Origin of the sequence: Paenibacillus sp. FSL R7-0652 (assembly GCF_038595045.1) — a bacterium.
Lineage (GTDB): Bacteria > Bacillota > Bacilli > Paenibacillales > Paenibacillaceae > Paenibacillus.
Genome location: NZ_CP152001.1, coordinates 4,262,133 through 4,284,126 on the forward strand (window position 1 = coordinate 4,262,133; position 21,994 = coordinate 4,284,126).

The window sequence follows — 21,994 nt, forward strand, 5'->3', positions numbered from 1 at the left end:
ATAATACAATTCTGAATACGTCTTATACCAATCAGGACGGTTTGCTTTAATCACAGACAACGCTTCAATCACTGTAACTCCTGGTTTGATAAATTTTCATAATCAATGCGTTGATTAGTCAGCCATATGTGTGCTATAGACTCCCCACAACTTGCCGCTGTCTTGCTGGAGCGTTGAAATATTTAAATCATTCATTGGAACTTGTCCAGTACGTGGTAAATTTAAATTTGCTTCATTGCATATTATTTGAAATTTTCGTTATCCAAGACTACAGGTCTTTAATGTCAATCGGTTCTTTTTCCAAAAACCTAGTATACCATTCATTCAAAGGGAAATGAGCAACATTTGTTATATCTAATGCAAGCGGTTTAATTGAAAATGAGCCTCCTCTTTCAAAAACTCTTATTAAAAGTTCATAAATATTCAAGTATTTATGGGCAACTGGTGATTTATCTGCATACTTAGCCAGCTGTAAATAATACTCAAATATTCTTTGTACATACAAATTTTTGTTTAAAAATTTTACTGCTTCTGGACTACAAAACATTGAAATCTCTATTTCATCCTCAACGTCACCCAGCAATTTTGCTATATTCGTAAAAGCTGGTGGTAGGGGTTTTAGCTGTTCCTCTTTAAAAAAAATAGCTAATCTTCTTAAAAACTCATAACCCAATTTAGAATCTTCATCAGTCACAGTTGTTCCTATCTTATCCCAATGTATATTATTTATTTTTAATTTTGCATTCTCAAGATACATTTCTTTCACCTCATTCGTATTCGATATCTTTATCAAAATGTTTATTAAAATCCTCAGAAGCAAGGGCTTTAGATAAATTCGTCGAAAAAATTTTTATTCATTTGAGCAGTCAACGTATCTCCTCCTGTTTCACCCCATTGAAGAAATCTTTATACGAATCTTATGTATTGATTGAATGATGGATTCACTCTGCAAAGGGTAAATCCATCAAATTTTAACATGACTAATATTCGATCTATCCTATAAAAAAAACAGCATCTTTGCGCTGAAATGCTAGTGGCAATTTATTTTGTAGACTCGTTATTCTTTCGATCATTTTATCCCTTTGTTCCTCTGCTAAATTTTTTACGGCCCAATCTTTGATTTGAATTAGTTCCTCAATAATTGACGGTACATCTTCCTCCTCTACATCAACACCTGATGAAAAGAGGTCCATCCATTGTAACCCTAGTTCCTCAATCGCAGGTTGCCAACATTCTTTAAAAAACGATTCCGTAGCAATTGGGACAAAGAAACTCTGTTCAAAATCATTTTGTGGTTCATATATTACAGCACTAATTGACATGCATTTATTCGCCTCCAAAAGCAGCACTAAATTTGTAGTCTGGAAACTCTTCTTTTAGTTTATTAATGCTTTTTCTAAAGTAAAAAAACCTTGAGGGATGCCCCCCTTCAAGGTCAACTCCAAATAATAATTAAGACACAATGAAATCTTCTATTGGAACTATATTCCCATTATCATCATCAATATAAATGTCACGCGGAAAATTCTCTTGGGACAATATTTGTTTCATCAATTTTTCATTCGTATACGTCATCATTATAAATTGAGGGTTTGAAAAAGGAATTCGTTTTATATCATTTTCTTCATAATCATTAATGATATCTGCTGCACTTTCATAAAAAACATGATCGTAACCGTAATCTACAACAAATCTATTCTCAGTAAGATTAGTAGATTTATTTTCACCGTAATGTTTCAGATTACGAATAAGGTTAAGATTAAAACTTTCATTGCCAATAAGAATTATCCATTGCATGCAGCATTCTCCCCTTTTTATTACCTACCAACATAATTAATTAAGTCCGCTTCACTTGTAAACACTTGGAACCCTTCTTTTTGAAGCCCTTTTACAACAGCAGAATTTGAAATTTGATTAGGTAAATATACAATAACTTCTTTATTTGTACTTGAGGCAGTATTTATTGCTTGTCGCGTCGCACCTTTTCCACCACCTTGTTTAACTTGAATTATTGCGTTATCAAGCTCAATATCATAATCTGTCAATGGTGTTCCATCATCTCTATATACTTTCTTGTTTACATCTACCACTTTACCAGGATATCTTGCTTCAATAGCATTAGCAGTTTCACCTACATATTTATCGGTTGAAATAAACGTCCTAACGTTACTAGTACGCTCAGTACTGCTAGTTTTCCTCACTTCAGCCGCTTCCAAATTCTTTTTAATCTTCGCCACCGCCGGATCAGAAGCAGGCAAGCGAAACGGACCTTTGCGACCAGGCATACTTCCGCGAACCATCTGAAAAGCCATAACGATCTGGCTGAACTTCAGAGAAGTCAGCATGATCTGAGCATACTTATCGGATACAGGCTCGCCCGTGAAGGGATGGATTCGATTTTCAAAAGCTTTAATCTGCAACGCATGAATATCTTCCTCCGGCTCTTCCACATAACCTGCTGCTTGCATCCGATTGATATCCAAATGCCCCTGATCCTTCTCATAAGCTTGCAGAGATGCCTGATCGGGAAAACCCTTTTCGTTTACAGGCATCCACATCAGCCTACCAAGGACATCGACTTGTGCCATCCGGTAGCCTTTGTCCTCCGAACCCGTATCACTCCCTGTGCTCTTCATCATTGCTGCCGCACCAACAGCACCAATAACACCGCCCAGACTCCCTTTCTCCGCATCTGCATTCTCAAACCGGATCGCGATATCCTTTAACTCTTTCGAAGTATACACCATACTCTCAAGTGCTTTCTGTAGTACGGGACGCGACCGCGCAAAATCATCATAAAAGCGCTCCTGTGTCACACCCATCCACATGGCTTGAAGGAACATCATCTGCCTGGAGAGATTATCTTGGATATGCTCCAATTGCTGCCTCGCCTGATCCACCTGACTTGATACGTGATGTAACTGCTCAGGTGTTACTTTGATTGTACTCATCCGTTTTCACCGCTTATTTTATGTAGAATAAAACTATGTTAGCAGAAGTTTGATGGCAATTTCATCCGGCTAACTTCCTGATTTTGATACATTATCCTGTACCAGATTTAACTACAATCGTGCTCAAGTCTTATACATTTTTCTTTTTAGTATGAAAACAATCCTTCTAACATTTTGTGTAATTTGTGAATATGCTTGACTTCCTTCAACAACAAGAAGTACTATACGATTATACATATGGAATATATTTCAATTTAAACAATAATTTTGTAATTTAAAACCGATTATCAGGCTTTACTTATTATATCATTCTGAACCTGCCAGAGCGCTCCAGCCTGCAGCTTTCTTCCCTCTTCGTGCTATCAATAGAAACAGAAACAGATATTATGGGAAGGATCATTCTCACAACGAAAGGAGGATACGTAGGTTTCCATCTGCAAGTTCATCTTTGTTAAGTAAGTATGTGTATCTTTATCTGCGGCTCATCCATTACAAGAAAGGTGGAATTGATCTCTATGAAAAAGTTGTTTAGCTTGGCTCTTATTCTTGTTTTAGTCTTCTCGTTTAATGCAGCTGTTTTTGCCGAGGCTCAGACGGCTCAACCCAAACCTTTAACGAAAGAAGAAGTGGTGAATTCAAAAGCATTCCGTGAAGCTGTAGAGGCAGCCAGAGCGGAATTGAAAGCACAAAAAGACAATGGCGGCCCCGTGCTGCATGCACCTGCGCCAAAGGTATCTCACATTAATGTATACGCTGTCGCTTCCCCTAATGGTGGTCAAGAAATTTACGGCTTCAATAGCAACCCGTTCTCCACTGCCCATGATCATGGGGGGGACTGGATACAGTGTGTTACTTTCCAGATCGGTTATGACAGCTCTCACTTCGGCACACTCGCAGGAAATAAAATGACAAACAATTGGTCTGAACCTATAGATCTGGACGGTGATCGTGTTATAGATGCCTTTGCTTATTCTTGGCTATATGAGGCACCTAGTACGGGTGGGCAGTTCGTAGGAACCGTTTACTCCATTAATATTCCAACACAGTGGACCGGTTGGATTAATGTTCGTTAAGTTCTAAAGCCCAACCTACAAAGGCTTGATATTCTTTTTTATGTAACTACGCCTAAGCACGGTGATGTTGCGTCTGTTTCTTCTTTTAACAATTGAATTAGGACATTATCTTTAAAATAAGTTTTGAAGAAGCTCTCACAGATTACGCAGCACAAAGCATCATCAAATGAAAAAAGCTGTACCACGTAAAGAGACATTGTAAAACGTCTACTTTACAGGGTACAGTTTACTTCACCCCATCATTCGAGATTCTGATATTATTCTTCCGATTAATATTCCATTTCGATTTCTTCCCAGTCACCCTGACTGTTTTTCTCGTAAGTGAACAATCCTTCAGTTGAATACCTACTCTTCAGTATCTTGCTGGCGTCTGACTTACTCTCATTCTTCTTTACATCCATCTCATCTTGTAGAAACAATACAAATAGAGAACTGGATTCATCTTTATTCGATAAATAAAAACCTAATAATTCGTTATATTTAGAGCTAAAAAACAAACGTATATTCTCTATTCGGAGTTTAATATTTTCCTTTGATTCAACCAATCGTTCATAACTCGCAAATAAATTAAAATCATCCAAATCGTCGATTCTATTCACTGAGATTAACGGATTCATGCCTCTTATATACAAGCCTATGACATGACCATCATCTTTCTCTAGAAACAGGACTTGATCTAATCTCTCATGATCGTCCTGATCATGTACATAAATAATATGTGAGATTTCTTTTTGCTCAAAATAATAATCAAACTTTTTTATAAACGAATTTATATAGTTATTCATGCTGCTTTACTCTCCAATCAAATCTCATACGGATCGTACACTTCTGTCTCACACTCACTTCATTTCTTGGGATATGCCCTCTGCAATATCAATCCTATAGACCTTATGCATGCCTAATCTTTCGGTAGTAATAAGTTTGTATATTCCAGGTTTTTCCGTAGGTTCTAGGACAGTCCACTGCCAATCAGATCCTGGCCCCGTCGTGATGGCTGCAATCTCTTTCGCATCCAGAGCTAGCGAGATCGTTAATTGATCAGCTTGATTAGATACCTCTTTCACAATTAAATTCACCTGATTATTTCGCTGGGACATGTTGATTATCTCCAGATTGTACTCGTACTTCTCATCCGATGTGCGGCTGACAGGATCACTTTCTACTCGCTCTGGTTTCACCGTATGTTCTAATGCGTTTATAAAAGCTGGAGTACAGAACATTAATATAAAGATGAAGACGACTCCGTAGATCATGTTACTTATACTTAACTGAGAATTCCATTTCCTTATTAAAACGACTATTGAAATCATATGAATCATAAGCGAAGGTATACCGCAGAGAAGCATGATCGGCATACCGACCAAATCGAGTGATCTTTGAAAATTAGATGTAGTCTCAACTAAAAACCAAATAAACACAGCTAGATTAACGAGAACCGCAGCACTCCAAATCCATTTGATCCAACTCGACACACACTCACCTCCAAATTCAGCAAACTGCCTTCCACCCCATCGTTAATATTATCTAGAAAATATATAAATTCAAATCAAACGCTGCATTCAACTCGTATTCAGTACCTCATTTAAATGATGATTAATATCAAGTGATTCCTGATAGCCCGTACCCCAGAACCAGCAGGTTTGACAGCCAATTTATAATGAAAAGGTGTCTACTTATTTTCAAGTAGACACCTTTTATTGTGTTTATTTTAAAAAAACACCGCGATACTGATGATTGAAGTGTTAATGATCCTTCGAATGTAGCATTATGTTTTGTCCCAATTGGAACTCCACCTATTTCTGCTCCAACCAAAAAGTAACCATTGACTTTAAAGTTGGCTGTATCCGTAGGTTCACATTTCTTTGAGTATGTTTCACTCGTACCAGTCTGCTCCCAGCCTATTAGGTCCAGCCCTCCGAGAGTTGATTCATTTTCTATAAATCAATGCCCTGTACCATGGTTAAACAATTGTATAATTGGCTCTAAAAAAGTAATAGATAAAATCAATAGATTCGTCACTCTTCCCTTCATAATCAGCGCATCCCCTCTAATATAGATTTATATTTATCTATTTGTTTATTGGAAGCATGGTCTCTTAGTTTTTCAAACAAATTAACATACTTAATTGATGTCTTATCAGCACTAACTTTAGATGATATTGCCAAACAATAAAGTATATTATTAATTGCAGTCTCTTGATCCGATGTTCTAATCATGTAAAGTGAGTACTCGTAAAGATACTTTAAATATGATGGCATGTCTGCAGGTTTTATAGATTCTCTTGTATTAGCATGTTCTTCAAACAAATGCTGGTAGTCGCTAACTTGTAAACCGTTGATGCGGTTAGCTTCTAAAAGAGTAAGTAAACCGGCATTGGTTTCTTCCTGATTCTCTTGTATAAAAGAGATGTATCCCCTTATATTGTCACTATTTCCTTGCAATAGCTCCAATACTATGAGATTGAGTTTTGATGTATTAGCATAAAATTCAATCTCTGATTTGGCTTCATCATCAGGATTGTTCACCCAGCCAAAATCACCATATTTAAGAACACACTCCTTTGCTTTATCAAAATCTGAAAGTTTTTGATGCCCAATGCCCTGCATCAGCAGTGCGTAACCTACATAGTAAATTATAGTTCGTTTTGTATGTAAGATAGTATCTGTGGATATCATTTGCAAATTATAAGCTTGCAGCGAATCTTCATATAAATCCTCAGATAACCTTAAAACCTCAAACCAGTTTTCGAATCCGTATGCCATTCTGAGCAGTTTGACAGCAGAGTCTAGTTCGCCATGATCGTATAATTTACTAGACATGCTTGACCCCCTTCACGAAATCCCATTTAATAACATTATATAACTTAATTTACCATCGGTCAAACATATTACAGAAAATACATACTGTTAAACTTTTTTCATCTCGTTATTCCTGCATATATCTGTAAGCAATAAAATAACCCAATATCTCTTGTGAGACATCGGGCTGTATAAAGTCTACTCAGTACAGCTTACAATCTTGTAGATGATTGATCATTTGAAAGAGTCGGATTGACTAGTTTCTCAACAACGCTAATGCCTCATCCAACATGTCATTAGTACGTTCAACTTTGCACTTCAATAAAGCCTCTTTGCAAATCTGCTTTTGCTGCGTGCTTAATTTTCCCGCTACCTTTTCAAATAATAGAAAAGACTGCATCCTTACTTCCAGACTGGCGTCACCAATCAATGCTGCAATGATCTTAATATAAGGCTCATAATGCATTTCTTCCATCGCGTACAGCAAAGTGCCCCTGCTCCTTCTCATCTCTGCGTTGGACAGAGCCTTAATTAGCGGATAAACCGCTCTATTGTCTCCAATATCTTTTAGTGCAATCGCCACTTCATTTCTGACAAGAGTATTCTGGGTTCCGGTCAAAATTCCAATGAGGAACTCAACTGAAGAACGATCTCCTTTGTCTCCCAGCTCAGCAATCAGAGTCATCGCTTCTTCGAACCTCTCTTCAGCTAATAATTCCTTGATAGTCGTCTGTATTGGATACAACCTCCCTCGTTAAGATACCGATAGGTTATCTCATTCCCTTTTTTAATTTGCCGCCGCAAGATGGACCTTCAAATGATTCTATCTAAGTTCTGTTGTGCCCTTTGCTGGTTCGCCTACTTATGAGCTTCAACTTATTTAAACCTTTCCAAGTCATGATAAGGATTAGAAATATGCTCCCCCACCTCGACAACTGTTTCTTCAATTTCTTTTCGAATCCTTGGATCGATATCTTGTTTGGTATGTAAAGACTTTTTAATCTTCATAAAGGATTGACTTAAACCAAGGTTAACGACAATAGAAAGTATAATGTCTACATCGTCATACGAATCCAAGTTCCATAATGCCCTTACAACCTTGTCCACATCGTTCCTTGTGTCTTGTTCCAAAAGCCCATACGTCCAAATCTGTCGATCGGTTAAGTCGGATAAACATATCAGAAATTCTTTTTTATTAAGCTTTCCATGTTCAAACTCTTCCAGAACACCTCTAAACAATAACAATAACGTTCCTGCTTCTACTCGATCGGGTAACATCTTAATATTCGTAATGTCCATTTATTCAATCTCCATGGTTTATTTATTAGGTATATTAAAGAGCTGACCTCGACATATACTCTGTAATCTTCAGGATTTATGACAAACATTTCAGTCGTTTCGTTAAATACAAGCACTTCATCTTCATTTTTTCGGATGATAAAGTGATCCGTCAATTCGAGTTCCTCTCCTACGGAAGAGTGTTTGAGAAACTGAATAATATCACTCTTACTGTATTCGTTAACCTCAATTTCGATAAAGGAGCGTAACACCTCTGCGGCTTTCCTTGAATTTCTTTTATTTAATTTTTCAAAATCAAATCCTTCCACTTCAATACCTCCTAGTGTTCATGAAGTTTAGAATGAAAATACGGCGCTAGTATGCTAAAGTTCATTCCTAAAAGGGACAAAATGTCTGGAAGTATAAGTATCGTCATTTCCCTTAATTTTGGTAATAGTCTTTTAGACCTCTACAATAGGGACTATTTTCCTTTCATACACGATTATTTCAAGAGATAAAAAAAAGCCGCACAGCGGCGACTTTTGGTCATTAGAATCATTTGATTTTACTTTAGATATTACATTAGTAATTAATCCAGTATTTATATCAGACTTACTTCTTCTCTGAATAAATAAACACATAAGTACGCTCATCCGATTGTTCTTCCGAGAAAACAAACTCTAATCGATCAAAGCCTTTGATCTCCTGTACATCCGTAATCTTCCGCTCTGCCATGTAACGTACCATTTCGCCTCTCGCCATCTTAGCGCGCGTGGCCTTTTCAACCAGCTTTCCATTCACCATTTGCCCGAAGACACACGTAATAAACCGGGTTTCCTGGTTCAGAAAAGGGGTGATGTTCTTGCTGTATTCTTTGGAAGCCAAGTTCAGAATGCAGCTGCTTTCCGCTTGAAGCTGATCAGCCAGCTTGCTGTCCCAGAACTGGTAAAGAGATTTAAACCCGGGACCCTGCAGCTTGCCCTGCATCTCCAACCGATACGGGGTAACCCCGTCCAAAGGGCGTAACATGCCATAAAATCCGGATAATATACGTAAGTGCTGCTCCAGATATGTCAGTTCCTCATGCTGAAAAACACCCGGTGCCATATATTGATACTGAATGCCCTCATAGGCATAGATAGCAGGCGTAAGATTTGCCTTCAGATTCATGCTCCGAATCCGCTCCATATTCAGCTCTGCGATTGTATCATTGCACTTCCACAGCGTTTTGAGGTCGTCATACGATAACGTTTGAAGCAGACTCAGAAGTTGTTCTGACTCGTTAATAAATTGCGGCATCTGCGCGCTCGCCATCAGATCGGTGTCGACCTTCATCTTTTTGGCTGGTGATATAATAATCCTCATCGTTCTAATCCATCCTTACTCTACCGTTGTTATGTCGTTATTCATTGTACAGGATTAGGCAGATGAATCCAATCGTGAGGCATATTATTACGAATTCGGATCAGGTGCCAGCTGAATCCATTCATCTTCTCTATAGTAGTAAATATATTCCTCTGGATTATCCTTAAATTGGACAACAACAGGATACATCGGCATTTTACTGCGACGAGCTGTGATGCTTATAATCGTATGCTCCTCGATTCCTTTTTCAACCGTTAGATACGTCCTCAGCTCATCCTCAAGTTTCTTCATATCACTCTGATAAGAGCCGTACCAGGCCAAAGAAGCAATAATTAGTAATGCGACTGCAGCCAATAAGGTCTTTAGCGGCTTCATTTCTACTCACCCTAACTTTTTTTCATTAAATCTATGTTACCAGAATGGATTATTTTCACATATCGGGCTGTTGACCTGTTTCAATTTCTGCAATGGATATTAAAAATATTTGTAGTAAACTAACTTGGATCTCGAAATCAACACTTGCGGGCGCCTATCTTATATCATGGGTCTTTGCTACTATTGGGTATAATACACTCGTCAATATGTTATTATCAGAATTTAGGTCGATATTCTCATGGTCATGCTTACCCAATTTGTTATGATTATTGGAGCATATACATAAATAATCGATGTCTAGAGAGGAAGGGTGCCGCTTCTTATGTTTATTATTCAATTACTTGTTGTTCTTGCAATGTTAAGCGGTTCAGGAAGTTCCAGTTATGCCACATCTACACAAATGGAAATCAAGTCTTTGCAGCCTCAAACAGCTTCTTCAGAACTTATAATGGAGTCTGGTTTAAAGCCATTCCGAGCTGAACGGGATTTCAAAAATCTCGATCCATTCGAGCAAGCAGCAAAAAATCTTAGGGAAAAGCTGTATAACAGTTACAATAATTCATCACCGACCCCATCCAAAGTCGGGGATACTGGACCATTTCCTTATGGCGGACAAGTGAAACTGTTAAGAACACTCCCTCTGGATCAGACTATTTCTTTTGGTCCACTGGAAGTTTATCTGTATAATGTTCAATTACTAGAGGCGAGTGAAATTCCAAAGGATACCCAAAAGGACATTTCCACTTTGAATCAAGAGAAAATTGGTTCGACTATAACGTTTATTAGAGTTCTCTACAGCGTTGAAAATACAACGGATCGAAATGTCGGATTTTACGGTTTAAATTCTGTCCATCCAAACATGGGCAATGCGATCTCATCCGATCGTAATTTCTTAAGGGATAGCTATGTATATCATCAATATGACGGTGTAGTTATCGATAATTTTGAAAATGGATTTGTATACACGGATGATCCCGATGAGCTGGTATCCCTCGAACTGGTTTTCAATAAAATCTATGACTATGACACTGGAGAAACTATTGTAGAGCCAACTTCATTCACTATTCCGTTCAATGCGCAAAAGTAGCCATAATCGTGTATAAGTCTTTTGTAAATAAGCAGTTCTGCGTAAGCAAGCATTCGTTATAAACCCTGGCAGCTCACAGCGATCCAGGGTTTATTCATTTAAACATTGATTTCATGGTATGTATGAATGAATAATAATAGATTACGAGTTACAGTACCCCGTTTAATCCGCCAAAAACCTTCCCTAGAATATTCAAGTAGATCATGATACAAGACAATAGTATGGCTATGGGAAATACAATGAGAGATTTTATCTTTTTTTCAGGAACAACCAGTAGTAAAGTCAACACCATAATGAAATAAATCCCCATAAGGATTGGAACTAAATAATAATGCTCGTGTTCAGGCAGGTAAGCGTTCCTTAATTCATAACCTTCGGACACTAAAACGGCTGCGGGAAGGGACAAAATTATACTGGCTGCATATCCATTACCACGTGCATACCACATCACATAAGCACATATGGGAGATAAGACTGCGCAAATTCCCCAAAACACCGTCTCCTTCACTGAAAAGAAATGTAAGAAAAACACGGTGTACACATAATAAACAATGAGCAGTGAAGAGAAAAAGAAGAATATCTTAACTGCCGCTAATTTAGGAGAATAACTAAACACGGATACAAGTACTGCAGTAAAAATCCAAATACCTAAACGTCCACCAATATCATCAAATAGGGGATTAATCCCCTGAGTATCTACAAGTTTGGCTGCTAGACCCAGAATCCCTCCAAGTACAGCCGCACATACCAAAGAATATGCTCTTTGTGAATTGGTCGAATGTTTTTCAGTTCTAATCTTATTCAACTCATTAAGTAGTTCCATTCAAAACTCCTTTAAGGGCTAATTTTGTTGAAAGGGATACGCTTCACATTTAGTTGGATACATTTGAAGAAATTTCGCCACTCGAGTAGTAACGAACTGCCTTTCCTTTCTCTTTGGCATATTCAATCTCTCTTTTTGTGCTGCTTCCAATGTAACCATTCACATCAATCACAAATATTTCATCAGAAATATCGATCTTTCTAAAATGGAGATTTCCAAGCAGTTCAGCTTGTTTCTCAGTTATTTCTAACCCTTCACTTTGCTCAAAGAAGGCAAGGCTGATTACAATATTTCCTTGAAGTGTAAGGAAGGCATTAGCCTGTTCGAATTGTTCTTTGAACTTTGTAGAGCCGCATAAAGTTATTATTTTCATAATCATTCCCTTTCAAAAATTCTTCGTTAATGTATTCGTTCAATATAATCCTTATCCTTCAAAACAACAATTTTCTAGAAAAAAGCGATGAACAAATAACCTTGGTTTACAGCTCAGGTATAGAGTGCAGCCAAGGTTATTAGTGGTATTGATTTTTTACTTTTCCAAAATCATCTCGTAAAATCATGCTGGCCAATGGTCAGCAGTGTCGGTCTGCTCTTGCTCCACTCGGACGTGGCAATCTTCGGATTATAATAATACAGTGCACCATTCGTCGGATCAACGCCATTGAGAGCTTGACGTGCAGCTTTAAACGAAGTCGCGGTTGGCTTCAAATTAAACTGTCCATCGTCCACAGCGGTGAACTGACCTTTCTGGAAAATAACTTCGGAGATGGATGACGGGAACTCTCCCGACTGCACCCGGTTTAAGACAACTGCTCCTACAGCAACCTGGCCTTCAAAAGATTCCCCGCGTGCTTCCCCATGGATCAGCTTCGCCAGCTGCCGCAGCGTTTCTCCTTCGGCTTTGACCTTCTTGTTCAGCTTCTCCAAAGTAATCGGTCCTGCCACACCATCGGCGCTCAGTCCCTGCGCTTGCTGAAAATCGCGGACCGCGCTCTTGGTAATGGAACCGTAATAACCTGTGATTCCAGCGTCAAAATATCCCAGCTCACTCAGCTGCTCCTGCAGCTGCACCACATGTTCACTGCGAATGCCCTGTTCCAGCTTCTGTGCGCCTGCGGAAGGCGCAGCAGCGGTCAACCCTAAGGTCAATGCACATGCACCAAGAAGCATACTGACTCTGCCTGCTCTCTTGCCAGTCTTTCTTCTTCTGCGATGGGTGACTTTACGACTCACAGTGATAGGTTCCATAGAATCTATAGCAGTGTGCAAATGCTGTAGATCCAGCCTCGTTTCGATCCTGTAGTTCATAGGTGTAAGGTCAATTACGTCAAAACTCCCCTGTGTCTCATTTTTCATATTCATGCCATCGCAGCTGTATATCACTTCCATCCCGGCATGCTCAATCATTTGTACAAATGCATGCACGTTATGCTCTTCATTCGTTCCAATATTGTGATCTATCCTGTTCTTCGCTTCGATTTCATTCTTTTCATTCAATCCTAGATTCATATCAAACGTCTGATCCATCTCAAATCTATTCTTATTCGTCATCTCATTAACCCTCCATTTTTTCTGAATCCAGATGTACTGCTTCCCCCTGAATCCTCTCGGATGGACATCCCGAGTGTCATTATAGGATATCGAAAATAGTACGTCTATCGGACCGATGGAGCATGAAAAAATGAGTCCTGTACAGAACAAAAAGAGGTATGAGCCCATGGTCATATCAGGGTCACACCTCTTCATGTATCAACGTTCTGACACTTGTCCAGCCCCTATCTTCGTAGGCAAACGGACCCGCACAAAAGTTGCGTTTGAATATGTTGACAATTACTCTGTGAGTTCTTGTCCCTTCGTTTCCCGGCCCCAGAACAGCACGGCAGCCGCCCCGATCAGGATTGTTACGAAGAAAATAGTGAAAATTAGGCTGATTGGAACTGCTCGCTGAACCAGCATCCCAACCATCAGCGGTGCGAGCACACCTCCAACCCGACCTACCGATGTAGCCAGTCCAACGCCTGTGGAACGCACCGAAGTGGGATACAATTCCGGGCTGTACGCGTAGAGTCCGCCCCAAGCGCCCAGGTTGAAGAATGACAAACAGATTCCGGCGGCCAAAATCGTCGCTTCCGTCGTGGCTAGTCCAAAGGCAATCGCGCTAACTGCAGTCAGCGTCAGATATACGACAAGCACGAATTTACGGCCATAACGTTCAATGAAATACGCTGCGGTGAAGTACCCTGGCAGCTGTGCGATCGTCATGATCAGCACATATTGGAAACTTTTGACCAATGTAAAACCTTTCGCCATCACAACCGAAGGAAGCCATAAAAACATGCCATAATACGAGAAAATAACGGTAAACCACAAAATCCACAACATCAACGTGGTCCGGCGGTGCGGTGCAGACCAGACCGTCGCAACCTTCTCGCGAAACGTGATTTTATGCAATTTTGTATGATTCTTGTACCGCGGCGGATCTTGGATGGCACGGCGCAGATACAGCGCGTAGAACGCCGGAAGTGCACCAATCGCAAACGCAATTCTCCACCCATACTCCGGGATAACAAAATTGGCAATGAGCGCCGATACAATCCAGCCCCCTGCCCAGAAGCTTTCCAATAACACAACCGCACGTCCACGCTCCGCTGTAGGCATCGATTCCGATACCAGCGTAGATGCCACCGGCAGCTCGCCGCCAAGACCAATACCTGCAACGAGACGCAATGCACACAATACCGCAAACCCGGTAGCGAGTGCAGATAGACCGCTTGCAATCGTGAAAATTAACAGCGTCCACATCAGAATGGCTTTTCGCCCAAAACGGTCTGCGAGTGCACCCGCAAGCAGGGCACCCAGTGCCATACCGATGGAGTTGATACTCGTCAGCACTCCCACCTGTCCGGGACTGAGGCTCCATTCCTTCGCAAGTGCAGCCACGATAAAGGAAATCATGCCGACCTCCATCGCATCGAACAGCCAGCTCATGCCGGCACTGAACAGCAGCTTGCGCTGCTTGGGATTCCGCAACACTTCCAATTTGCTCATCAGATTAATAGCTCCCTTGATCTCTATGTAGTCATCCTGACACTAAACCATTATTATGCAGAATGAACGAGAAATCAATGCAAAATACGACGTGAAGCCAATTTACAAACAAATATAAAACGAACTCGATTATGTGAAGGATCTTTCAGCCTTCTTCTCGCCCTCAACCTTTAAGGGAACCTGCCGTAAGACCTGCAACAAAATAACGCTGAAGCAGCAGGAACAGCACAATCATTGGAATGGCCGTCACAAGAACGCCTGTCAGCATCATCGGATAATTTGTCACATACTCCCCGCGGAATTGCATCAGGGCGAGCGGCAGGGTAAGTTTGGACTTGCTGGTGAGCATAAGCATCGGAATGAGCAAATCATTCCACACCATCACAAGCAGAAACGTCGCTGTTGCCGCCAGTGAAGGTGCTGCCAGAGGAAGAGCAATCCGGGTAAAGAGTCTCCACTCATTTGCTCCATCCATGCTGCCTGCTTCTAAAATTTCCGAATTCAGCATCCGCATAAAACCTGTCAGCATAAATACCGAGACAGGCATCAGCATGGCCGCCGATACGATAATCAGACCCGTCAGGCTGTCGGACCACCCGAGTGTACGCGTAAGGGAATAGATCGGCAGCATGCTGACCTGTGACGGTACAATTAGACCTGCCACAAACAGCGCAAACACAATTTTGCCTACGCTGCCGCCCCAGCGGACAATAGCGTAAGCAATCATGCTGCTGAGCAGCAGCTCAATCGCAACGGTTCCCAGCGTCACAATCATACTGTTCCCGAAATACTGCCACATCGGCTGATTGCGAAACAAGCCCGTGACATTATCCCACGTAAACGGGTCCGGCCAGCTGAATGGACTCGTGAAGAAATTGCTGCTTGTTTTAAACGAAGATACAAATACAAAATACAGCGGTACAAGGATCAGCAGCGCGTACACCAACAGGATCAGTCGATTGAACCATTTGAAAACCATATAAACTCCCTCCTTCCTCTCAACTTCACATTTAAAGTTCATCTCCACATCTAAAGTTTCAACTACTTCGTATTCTTCGAACACGGCTCACGAAACGAACCCATTATCTATCCGTTAATAGCTTACCCGGTCGGCACGCAGCGCTTTGAACTGCAGCAGTGTCAACAAGGCGAGCAGCACCAGAAAGATCATCGAACCCGCAGAAGCCAGACCAAACGAATAGCTTCCAAAGGCTGTATGATAAATATAGGTGGTCAAAATTTCAGTCGCGTAGTTCGGACCTCCGTCCGTCATCGTGAAAATAAGGTCAAATGCCTTGAACGACTGAATGGTCGTGTAGGCCACCACAATCGTTGCCGAGGGAGCCAGCAGCGGCCAGGTCACGGTACGGAATACCTGCCATTTGCCGCCGCCATCCATGCGCGCCGCTTCATACAGCTCTGCCGGAATACCCTGCAGACCTGCGATGAATACAATCATCATCTGTCCTGCGTGAGCCCAGACCTGCACTGCAGCTATGGAGAAAATCGCAATCTTCGGATCACCGATCCAGTTACGAGCCATGCTGCTCATGCCCGCCTCGTTTAATCCGTAATTGATCAGTCCAATGGACGGGTCATACATGAATGCCCAGATCAGACCAACCGACACCGATGACAGAATCGCCGGCAGGAAATACAATGCACGAAGCACCACTTTTGTCTTGGTATTACGTACCAAAAGCAGAGCCAAAACAAGTGAAATAAACGTTTGTGCGATAACAACGGTTAGCATAAACTCCACGTTATTGCCGAAGGCTTTGCGAAATACGATGCTGCTGAGACTGTCCTTGTAATTATCCAGCCCTACAAATGCATACGACGGGGATACCCCGTCCCAATCCGTAAAGGAGTAGAACAGCCCCGTCAATGTAGGAAATACGAACAATCCAACGTACAGCAGCAATCCGGGTAACAGAAACAGGGATAGCTGAAGTCGGTTTTTCATCGTTTATTTCCCGATATGCTGATCAATGATCGCTTGTGCCTGCTGTGCTGCTTCTTCCGGGGAAGTGCCGCTCAGCACGGCCTGAATGGAGTTAGTTACAGCCTTTTGGTTGTCTCCGTTCAGGATGGTAAACCGCGGCTGGAACACGGTCTTTTTGTTCGCCCATTCTCCCGCAACCTGAAGCTCAGGTGTATCATACTTCACGTCATTCACTGTTACATTTTGTCCTGTCTGGTTGGCGTATGCGCCAGCTGCATCCGGTTTGCTCAGGAATTCAAGGAATTTCTTCGCTTCTTCCGGGTGTTTCGACTTGCTGTTTACCGCAAGCATAAACGTGGTGGTGTGCACCCCTTCATATTTCGCCTGATCGGCACTTACCGTAATTGGTGCGAGCAGCTTTTGCTCCAGATTCGGGTTTTGCTGTTTGTTCTGAGCCAGTTGATATGAACCACTTGCGAGCATGGCTGCTTTTTCCTGAATAAACAGTGCACCCGCTGCCGGGTCTTTCGTACCTAGCGCATCCTGCTGGAAGTATCCTTTATCGTTCAGCTCTTTAATTTGCGTCAACGTTTTCACCCAGAACTCATCTGTCAGTTTGGCTTCTCCTGCTTCAACTTTGGTAAAAATGTCGTCACTTGGTGCATTGTTCATCACCATCGTATTCATGAATTGGCCTGGACCAATATCCGCTCCGGCAAAAGCAATCGGAATGATGCCATTGTCTTTCAGCTTCTGGCACAGAGCCAGGAACCCTTCCCAATCTTTCGGTGGTGTCAGGCCGTATTTCTCAAACAACTTCACGTTATAGATCGGATCATTATATACAAGTTGGTACGGAACTGCATATTGTTTGCCATCATGCTGTCCGGCTTCGATTAGTTTCGGATTATAGTTGGATAGGAAGGATGATCCCGTCAAATCCGTAAATAATCCGGCTTTGCTGAACGCTTGGAACTGGGCACCCGGGAAAGAGGCAAACACATCACCCGTGGAGCCGTCGCTGATTTTGGACTGCACCGTGGATTGATACTGGTCCGAAGGGAGCGTCTGCATTTCCACATGGATGTTCGGGTTTTCTTTTTCAAAGGCGTCAATGGTCTTGTTGAATGCTTCGGAATCCTCGCCACGCCAGTGCATGAAACTGATGGTCACTTTACCTGAACCTGAGGAGCCGCCCTCTCCGGATGCCGCATTATTTCCGCCACCGCAAGCGGACAGCAGGATGGACATCAGCAGCATACTGACCAGCGGCAGCAGCATTTTTTTTGTTTTTTTCATGAAAGACGACCTCCTAAGGATGATTAATGTAAGTTAAAACGACTAAATTTACACTGAACACTACGTATTCATAACAATCTTCCAATCGCTGTTACCCCCGGATTTTTTCAATTTTAATATAAGGAGAAATCCGGGGATAAAGGCGAGCGCTCCGCTTTTCCAGATTTATTTTGAATACTTCGTTATCGTATAAAAACACATTTAACTTATTTAGTGGGCAGTAATAGAATGCTGCTTCTGTCTTGTTTTCCATTTCTCGCGGATGATCGGCATTACCGTCTTGCCGAAGATTTCGGCTTCTTCCAAGTGCGGATAACCGGATAGAATAAATGTCGTCACGCCCAGGTCCCCGTATTCCATCAAACGTTCCGCCACCTGTTCTGCTGTACCCACGATGAGAATGGCTCCCCCGGAGCGCACGACCGACAACCCTGTCCATAAGTTCGGCCCAACGACAAACTGCTGTTTCTCGGAAAGCTCTCGCAGCTCATTTTGTCTGCGCTGGTTGGTGGCATCGGTTTCGGCGAATGCAGCTTTGGCTTTCTCAATCGCTTCCGGCGGCACTTTGCTGATGATCTCCCACGCCGCTGCCCAAGCTTCTTCTTCGGTATCTCGGATGAGAACCTGTGCCCGCATACCGTAACGAAGCTGACGATCTTGTCCCGTTTCCTCTCTCACCTGTTCGCGAATGATCTCGATCTCTTCGATCTGTTCCTGAATCCAGTCATGCGGCTCGCCCCACATGAGGAACGTATCCGCATGTTCAACCGCCACCCGCTTTGCTATCGGAGAACTTCCTCCGAGATAGAATGGTGGATGGGGCTTCTGTACCGTCTCCGGCATGCCTACCGGACCTTTGAAGTTATAATATTGACCGTTGAATTCAGGATTTGGATCGCTGGATGCATCTGCACCTGATTGAGCGCCACTTCCGGCGAATTCCGTCAGGTTCAAGCCTGTCGACTGCGTCCACGAACGCTTCATGACTTCCATATACTCGCTTGCGCGAACATACCGTTCATCATGCGCATGTGCCAGCGGATCACCGAGTTCTTCCAGATCTCGAACCGAGCTGCCCGTAACTACGTTAATCATGGCACGACCACCCGAGAGCTGATCCAGTGCCGCACCCATGCGAGCCGCGAGTACGGGTGTCACCAGACCTGGGCGAATCGCTACAAGGGGACGCAGTGTCTTGGTGTGACTCATTACCGCCGAGCCGACCACCCATGCGTCCAGACAGGCTCCCCCTGTCGGAATCAGTACAAATTCGAACCCTGCCGTCTCCGCCGTCTGTGCCACCTGCACCAGATAATCCAGACTTGGCTCACGTTCCGGCTCGACACCTACATACTTTCCATCTCCAGCGGTGGGTAAAAACCATCCAAACTTCATCTCTTCCTGTTCGCTCACAAACGTCATTCCCTTCTATCGATAAATAAAGTCTCATGTTAAAAATAAGATCGGTGTTGTGCAGCATGGCCGTTCCGGGTACGAATCGTTCTTTCGATCGCTGTTATCTCCAGATTTTTTTGATTCCCTTTTCCAAAGGGAAAATCCGGAGATAACAGCGAACACTACGTTTCTTCAGAATCGATTTCGTCCCCTCCACTACGTTCGCACTCGTTAAACCCTATTTTTAAAGTGCGCCTAATTTCTAATCATTTTGTAAAGTATACATACAAAAGCCGATTGATTAACTCGGTTTAATAGGTATGGACATCATATCAGTTGATTTGTCTGTGATCAATGTCATTTCGCGGTAATTTATTTTTGTCATTTTGTGGTCATTATTTATATTCACATGCTGCCTGTCTTGAATTTATATAAAACCCACCTGTATAATAGGTTATAAATGAATCTTTTAGAAGATATCGACGATATTTATATTATAAAGAGGTGTTCCTGATGACCGAGCTTGAGCGCATGAAGGAGGACCACCACGAGTTTTTGGATATTCTATTCTTCACTCCGTCTGAATTCGAGAAGGCCGGCGGTGCATGGCCGTTACGCATTGGTCGTAACATTGCCAAGAGCAGCTACCATATTGGTCCTCGGACTACACCATATCATTATTTGTTATTTGTGCTGGAGGGTGAAGGCTCATTCATTCAGAACGGGCAGCAGTATCCACTGCGAGCCCGAGATGCCTTCTGTCTGTTTCCACATGTTACCCATGAGTATTGGACCGACCCCGAACAGCCCTTGCAGAAAATATTTATCGCCTTCGACGGACCCTATGCCGCCGAGCTGCTCTCCCGGATTGGCCTCAGTCCTGACAATCCATATCGTTCAGGTGTTCTAACACCCGAGACAGCCAGCAGTATGCGTTCATTTATGGAAGACGTTCGCAAAACGCAGGATAGTGCCACTGACTTGGGGCGACTGATCCGGTTTCTCAGCCTTTTCGACCGCATTGCGCGTTCTCCGGCGACCAAAGTCCTGCAGCCCGAGACAGCCACGCCTTGGCTTCAAAAAGGTAAAGAGTATATTGAACTGCATTTTGCAGGCGGAATTTCGGTGGAAGGTGTGTCTGCCCATGCAGGGGTGGATCGAACCCATTTTGCCAAACAGTTTCGTAAAGCTTACGGCTTGTCTCCTGTGCAGTATATTCAGCAGCTCAAAATGAACCAAGCCAAGCTCCTGCTGGTGCAGACCACGCTGAGTTTAACGGAGGTGGCTCATTCGGTGGGTTATCCGGACTTATTTTCCTTTTCCAAAGCCTTTAAAAAGCAGGTCGGCCTGCCTCCCAACCGTTATCGGACAACGACAATGGAACAGAAGAGAGATTAAACAAAGTCGGATAAGAAAATGGGCGCTAATGGGATACTTCCATGTTCTCAAGCGCTAAATAACTTGAATAAGGCACCTCCCTTCGCTCAACGAGTGATCGGGATGTGCCTTATTCATTTTTTTCCATTTACTCCTGAACCTATGCAACTTATGTACGGGGTACCGCGTTACTTCTAATGAATATATCAAAGGAGTGGTTGATCATGCGTATTTCCAAATTTTTATTTGTGAGCGTACTAACTCTTGCTATGGCTGGCTTCAGTTCATCCGTAAACGCTGCTTCTCTCCCCGCTTCCGGCTCAACTGTGAATATCAAATCCAATGTATTGGATGAAAAATCATTCACAGGTTTGATCATCAAAGGGCACACTTACGTTGATCTCGACGGATTTGTGAGATGCCTCCCGTTCCAGATTAACTCCAAAGCGTTATCCTTCCAATCCGAAACCAAAACGTTCAGAGTGCTTAACGAAGACTTTGCTGTTTCTACGCCTCTCCTGCAGTTTAAGGTTGGAAGTGATACGTTCCAGCACAATGACGAGCCATTTCAGATGAACAGCCCTGTTCTCTTAATTCAAAACCGTATTTATTTTCCGCTAAAAGATATCGTTTCGATCTACGACATTAACGTTTCTTATGACTCGCAGACGAAAAGGGTTCAGGTTAGTAAGGAATAGACGTACACTAAACCTGTTTCAGAAAGACAGCATACTGCCAATACGAGAATAACGGGAACAAGCGGAGACCCCTTTTATCTAATCGGAGACTCCATATGTATAGGATTATCGCTCGTATAACTGTACTGTTCAATGTGCCCGTCCTTGAAAAGCATATAATGATATTTATCGTTAGGCTGGTCAGCGAATGTTGCGGAAGCACCGTAAGGAGCCTCTGAGCTTTTGAAGGAATAGTTACCCGTTATATCTACGATTTCCTCAGGTGAATATCCCTGTTTTTGAATTAAGTAGGCCCTCACTTTCTTTTCAGCATCATTCATTTTGAGTGGATTGCCGAATAAACTCAAGTATCCCCATCCTGATAACATAACAATGAGCGCTAGAGCAGCGAACAAGCTGGTTTTAACTCTTTTCGTCATAAACAAACCTCCAATCCCCAATCTCCACTCTCAACGTTCACATTCTCTATACGATGTAAAAAT

Annotated in this window: 25 protein-coding genes; 4 read left to right on the plus strand and 21 right to left on the minus strand. The window is 42.3% G+C overall.

The window, feature by feature from the left end:
- Window positions 1–268 precede the first annotated feature (268 nt).
- From MKY97_RS18940 to MKY97_RS18955, 4 genes are all read right to left on the minus strand, one after another.
- Entirely contained in the window at window positions 269–757 is a 489-nt protein-coding gene (locus MKY97_RS18940; RefSeq protein WP_342551856.1) for a hypothetical protein, read from the minus strand.
- 235 nt (window positions 758–992) lie between these two features.
- Window positions 993–1,322, minus strand: coding sequence for a hypothetical protein (locus tag MKY97_RS18945; RefSeq protein ID WP_342551857.1), 330 nt, complete (start codon window positions 1,320–1,322; stop codon window positions 993–995).
- 130 nt (window positions 1,323–1,452) lie between these two features.
- Window positions 1,453–1,797 (minus strand): hypothetical protein, encoded by a 345-nt coding sequence (locus MKY97_RS18950; protein WP_342551858.1) that lies wholly within the window; start codon window positions 1,795–1,797, stop codon window positions 1,453–1,455.
- Window positions 1,798–1,817: 20 nt separating this feature from the next.
- On the minus strand, window positions 1,818–2,951 hold the full coding sequence (locus MKY97_RS18955; protein WP_342551859.1) for a WXG100 family type VII secretion target: 1,134 nt from the start codon (window positions 2,949–2,951) through the stop codon (window positions 1,818–1,820).
- A gap of 515 nt (window positions 2,952–3,466) precedes the next feature.
- Here MKY97_RS18955 and MKY97_RS18960 point away from each other — a divergent pair.
- Window positions 3,467–4,024: a DUF4879 domain-containing protein gene (locus MKY97_RS18960; protein ID WP_342551860.1), complete on the plus strand. Its 558-nt coding sequence runs from the start codon at window positions 3,467–3,469 to the stop codon at window positions 4,022–4,024.
- 269 nt (window positions 4,025–4,293) lie between these two features.
- On the opposite strand, the gene MKY97_RS18965 is transcribed toward MKY97_RS18960, so the two are convergent.
- From MKY97_RS18965 to MKY97_RS19000, 8 genes are all read right to left on the minus strand, one after another.
- Window positions 4,294–4,809, minus strand: a complete 516-nt coding sequence (locus MKY97_RS18965) for a hypothetical protein (RefSeq protein ID WP_342551861.1) — start codon at window positions 4,807–4,809, stop codon at window positions 4,294–4,296.
- 54 nt (window positions 4,810–4,863) lie between these two features.
- Window positions 4,864–5,496, minus strand: a complete 633-nt coding sequence (locus tag MKY97_RS18970; RefSeq protein WP_342551862.1) for a hypothetical protein — start codon at window positions 5,494–5,496, stop codon at window positions 4,864–4,866.
- A 561-nt stretch (window positions 5,497–6,057) separates the two neighbouring features.
- Window positions 6,058–6,843, minus strand: coding sequence for a hypothetical protein (locus MKY97_RS18975; protein ID WP_342551863.1), 786 nt, complete (start codon window positions 6,841–6,843; stop codon window positions 6,058–6,060).
- Window positions 6,844–7,078: 235 nt separating this feature from the next.
- Window positions 7,079–7,567, minus strand: a complete 489-nt coding sequence (locus MKY97_RS18980; RefSeq protein WP_342551864.1) for a HEAT repeat domain-containing protein — start codon at window positions 7,565–7,567, stop codon at window positions 7,079–7,081.
- A 131-nt stretch (window positions 7,568–7,698) separates the two neighbouring features.
- A complete protein-coding gene (locus MKY97_RS18985) occupies window positions 7,699–8,121 on the minus strand; it encodes a hypothetical protein (protein WP_342551865.1) in 423 nt (140 codons plus the stop codon).
- Entirely contained in the window at window positions 8,082–8,429 is a 348-nt protein-coding gene (locus MKY97_RS18990; protein ID WP_342551866.1) for a hypothetical protein, read from the minus strand. The genes MKY97_RS18985 and MKY97_RS18990 overlap by 40 nt, the downstream gene beginning before the upstream one ends.
- A 283-nt stretch (window positions 8,430–8,712) precedes the next feature.
- Window positions 8,713–9,465, minus strand: coding sequence for a peroxide stress protein YaaA (yaaA, locus tag MKY97_RS18995; RefSeq protein WP_342551867.1), 753 nt, complete (start codon window positions 9,463–9,465; stop codon window positions 8,713–8,715).
- 87 nt (window positions 9,466–9,552) lie between these two features.
- Window positions 9,553–9,840, minus strand: a complete 288-nt coding sequence (locus MKY97_RS19000; protein WP_342551868.1) for a DUF3139 domain-containing protein — start codon at window positions 9,838–9,840, stop codon at window positions 9,553–9,555.
- A gap of 322 nt (window positions 9,841–10,162) precedes the next feature.
- Here MKY97_RS19000 and MKY97_RS19005 point away from each other — a divergent pair, with 322 nt between their 5' ends.
- Window positions 10,163–10,927 carry a hypothetical protein gene (locus tag MKY97_RS19005; RefSeq protein ID WP_342551869.1) on the plus strand — a complete coding sequence of 255 codons (765 nt, stop codon included), beginning with the start codon at window positions 10,163–10,165 and terminating at the stop codon, window positions 10,925–10,927.
- Window positions 10,928–11,075: 148 nt separating this feature from the next.
- On the opposite strand, the gene MKY97_RS19010 is transcribed toward MKY97_RS19005, so the two are convergent.
- The 8 genes from MKY97_RS19010 to MKY97_RS19045 form a co-directional block, all read right to left on the minus strand.
- A complete protein-coding gene (locus MKY97_RS19010; protein WP_342551870.1) occupies window positions 11,076–11,750 on the minus strand; it encodes a hypothetical protein in 675 nt (224 codons plus the stop codon).
- Window positions 11,751–11,799: 49 nt separating this feature from the next.
- Window positions 11,800–12,123 (minus strand): hypothetical protein, encoded by a 324-nt coding sequence (locus MKY97_RS19015; RefSeq protein ID WP_342551871.1) that lies wholly within the window; start codon window positions 12,121–12,123, stop codon window positions 11,800–11,802.
- A 170-nt stretch (window positions 12,124–12,293) separates the two neighbouring features.
- On the minus strand, window positions 12,294–12,920 hold the full coding sequence (locus MKY97_RS19020; protein ID WP_342556388.1) for a cell wall hydrolase: 627 nt from the start codon (window positions 12,918–12,920) through the stop codon (window positions 12,294–12,296).
- Window positions 12,921–13,580: 660 nt separating this feature from the next.
- Window positions 13,581–14,798 (minus strand): MFS transporter, encoded by a 1,218-nt coding sequence (locus MKY97_RS19025; protein ID WP_342551872.1) that lies wholly within the window; start codon window positions 14,796–14,798, stop codon window positions 13,581–13,583.
- Between the two features lie 163 nt (window positions 14,799–14,961).
- A complete protein-coding gene (locus MKY97_RS19030; protein WP_342551873.1) occupies window positions 14,962–15,777 on the minus strand; it encodes a carbohydrate ABC transporter permease in 816 nt (271 codons plus the stop codon).
- A gap of 114 nt (window positions 15,778–15,891) precedes the next feature.
- Window positions 15,892–16,764 carry a sugar ABC transporter permease gene (locus MKY97_RS19035; RefSeq protein WP_342551874.1) on the minus strand — a complete coding sequence of 291 codons (873 nt, stop codon included), beginning with the start codon at window positions 16,762–16,764 and terminating at the stop codon, window positions 15,892–15,894.
- Between the two features lie 3 nt (window positions 16,765–16,767).
- Complete coding sequence (locus MKY97_RS19040; protein WP_342551875.1) at window positions 16,768–18,042, minus strand: extracellular solute-binding protein; 1,275 nt, start codon at window positions 18,040–18,042, stop codon at window positions 16,768–16,770.
- Window positions 18,043–18,252: 210 nt separating this feature from the next.
- Window positions 18,253–19,464 (minus strand): LLM class flavin-dependent oxidoreductase, encoded by a 1,212-nt coding sequence (locus MKY97_RS19045; protein ID WP_342551876.1) that lies wholly within the window; start codon window positions 19,462–19,464, stop codon window positions 18,253–18,255.
- Window positions 19,465–19,950: 486 nt separating this feature from the next.
- Here MKY97_RS19045 and MKY97_RS19050 point away from each other — a divergent pair, with 486 nt between their 5' ends.
- Window positions 19,951–20,835 (plus strand): AraC family transcriptional regulator, encoded by an 885-nt coding sequence (locus MKY97_RS19050; protein WP_342551877.1) that lies wholly within the window; start codon window positions 19,951–19,953, stop codon window positions 20,833–20,835.
- A gap of 203 nt (window positions 20,836–21,038) precedes the next feature.
- Window positions 21,039–21,512 carry a stalk domain-containing protein gene (locus MKY97_RS19055; RefSeq protein WP_342551878.1) on the plus strand — a complete coding sequence of 158 codons (474 nt, stop codon included), beginning with the start codon at window positions 21,039–21,041 and terminating at the stop codon, window positions 21,510–21,512.
- Window positions 21,513–21,586: 74 nt separating this feature from the next.
- Here the strand turns inward: MKY97_RS19055 and MKY97_RS19060 are convergent, their stop codons facing one another.
- Entirely contained in the window at window positions 21,587–21,931 is a 345-nt protein-coding gene (locus MKY97_RS19060) for a DUF3139 domain-containing protein (protein WP_342551879.1), read from the minus strand.
- Window positions 21,932–21,994: the final 63 nt, after the last annotated feature.

Bases quoted from the DNA above. Each gene is read 5' to 3' on its own strand.
- MKY97_RS19005 (WP_342551869.1), top strand. From the start codon at position 10,163: ATGTTTATTATTCAATTACTTGTTGTTCTTGCAATGTTAAGCGGTTCA.
- MKY97_RS19025 (WP_342551872.1), bottom strand. From the start codon at position 14,798: ATGAGCAAATTGGAAGTGTTGCGGAATCCCAAGCAGCGCAAGCTGCTG.
- MKY97_RS19060 (WP_342551879.1), bottom strand. From the start codon at position 21,931: ATGACGAAAAGAGTTAAAACCAGCTTGTTCGCTGCTCTAGCGCTCATT.
- MKY97_RS18965 (WP_342551861.1), bottom strand. From the start codon at position 4,809: ATGAATAACTATATAAATTCGTTTATAAAAAAGTTTGATTATTATTTT.
- MKY97_RS19035 (WP_342551874.1), bottom strand. From the start codon at position 16,764: ATGAAAAACCGACTTCAGCTATCCCTGTTTCTGTTACCCGGATTGCTG.
- MKY97_RS19055 (WP_342551878.1), top strand. From the start codon at position 21,039: ATGCGTATTTCCAAATTTTTATTTGTGAGCGTACTAACTCTTGCTATG.
- MKY97_RS19030 (WP_342551873.1), bottom strand. From the start codon at position 15,777: ATGGTTTTCAAATGGTTCAATCGACTGATCCTGTTGGTGTACGCGCTG.
- MKY97_RS19015 (WP_342551871.1), bottom strand. From the start codon at position 12,123: ATGAAAATAATAACTTTATGCGGCTCTACAAAGTTCAAAGAACAATTC.
- MKY97_RS19040 (WP_342551875.1), bottom strand. From the start codon at position 18,042: ATGAAAAAAACAAAAAAAATGCTGCTGCCGCTGGTCAGTATGCTGCTG.
- MKY97_RS19020 (WP_342556388.1), bottom strand. From the start codon at position 12,920: ATGCTTCTTGGTGCATGTGCATTGACCTTAGGGTTGACCGCTGCTGCG.
- MKY97_RS18960 (WP_342551860.1), top strand. From the start codon at position 3,467: ATGAAAAAGTTGTTTAGCTTGGCTCTTATTCTTGTTTTAGTCTTCTCG.
- MKY97_RS19045 (WP_342551876.1), bottom strand. From the start codon at position 19,464: ATGACGTTTGTGAGCGAACAGGAAGAGATGAAGTTTGGATGGTTTTTA.
- MKY97_RS19000 (WP_342551868.1), bottom strand. From the start codon at position 9,840: ATGAAGCCGCTAAAGACCTTATTGGCTGCAGTCGCATTACTAATTATT.
- MKY97_RS18945 (WP_342551857.1), bottom strand. From the start codon at position 1,322: ATGTCAATTAGTGCTGTAATATATGAACCACAAAATGATTTTGAACAG.
- MKY97_RS18955 (WP_342551859.1), bottom strand. From the start codon at position 2,951: ATGAGTACAATCAAAGTAACACCTGAGCAGTTACATCACGTATCAAGT.
- MKY97_RS18985 (WP_342551865.1), bottom strand. From the start codon at position 8,121: ATGGACATTACGAATATTAAGATGTTACCCGATCGAGTAGAAGCAGGA.
- MKY97_RS18975 (WP_342551863.1), bottom strand. From the start codon at position 6,843: ATGTCTAGTAAATTATACGATCATGGCGAACTAGACTCTGCTGTCAAA.
- MKY97_RS19010 (WP_342551870.1), bottom strand. From the start codon at position 11,750: ATGGAACTACTTAATGAGTTGAATAAGATTAGAACTGAAAAACATTCG.
- MKY97_RS18950 (WP_342551858.1), bottom strand. From the start codon at position 1,797: ATGCAATGGATAATTCTTATTGGCAATGAAAGTTTTAATCTTAACCTT.
- MKY97_RS18940 (WP_342551856.1), bottom strand. From the start codon at position 757: ATGTATCTTGAGAATGCAAAATTAAAAATAAATAATATACATTGGGAT.
- MKY97_RS19050 (WP_342551877.1), top strand. From the start codon at position 19,951: ATGACCGAGCTTGAGCGCATGAAGGAGGACCACCACGAGTTTTTGGAT.
- yaaA (WP_342551867.1), bottom strand. From the start codon at position 9,465: ATGAGGATTATTATATCACCAGCCAAAAAGATGAAGGTCGACACCGAT.